This window comes from Acinetobacter sp. NIOH-H-8 (genome assembly GCF_046635365.1).
In the GTDB taxonomy this organism is placed as follows: domain Bacteria; phylum Pseudomonadota; class Gammaproteobacteria; order Pseudomonadales; family Moraxellaceae; genus Acinetobacter.
Map to the genome: position 1 here is coordinate 1 of NZ_JBHDVN010000160.1, position 469 is coordinate 469.

Sequence of the window (469 nt, forward strand, 5' to 3'; positions counted from 1 at the left end):
TCTTTGTTCATTATTTACTCCTTAAACAAGGACATTAGTCTACGCCAGGCATGGCTTGCAGACAAATATACCACGCTGGTGGCAAGAGCGCCTTACTGGTAACTTTGGATTTTGCATGCTAATAAAGTTGCGTATCGGATTTTATCAGGTACAGTGTGACGCTTTCGTCAATCTGGCAATAGATTTGCTTGACATTCGACCAAAATTCCGTCGTGCTATAGCGCCTGTAGGCCAAGACCTGTTAACTCAGTCACCTGAATTTTCGTGAACAGAGTCACGACAAGGGGTTGATATCCGCAGAGAAAGAGTCCATATCGGTAACTCGTTGCCAGTGGAAGGTTTATCAACGTGCGACGCATTCCTGGAAGAATCAAATTAGGTAAGGTGAATATGGGTAAAGCTCTTGTCATCGTTGAGTCCCCGGCAAAAGCCAAAACGATCAACAAGTATCTGGGTAGTGACTACGTGG

At 44.8% G+C, this 469-nt stretch carries 2 protein-coding genes; both read left to right on the top strand.

Going from position 1 to position 469, the window contains the following annotated elements:
- Positions 1 to 115: 115 nt before the first annotated feature.
- A complete protein-coding gene (locus ACEWB7_RS17560; protein WP_014640285.1) occupies positions 116 to 268 on the top strand; it encodes a hypothetical protein in 153 nt (50 codons plus the stop codon).
- Between the two features lie 122 nt (positions 269 to 390).
- Positions 391 to 469, top strand: a 79-nt coding sequence (locus tag ACEWB7_RS17565; RefSeq protein ID WP_411581032.1) for a hypothetical protein, incomplete at its 3' end; no start/stop codon positions are given.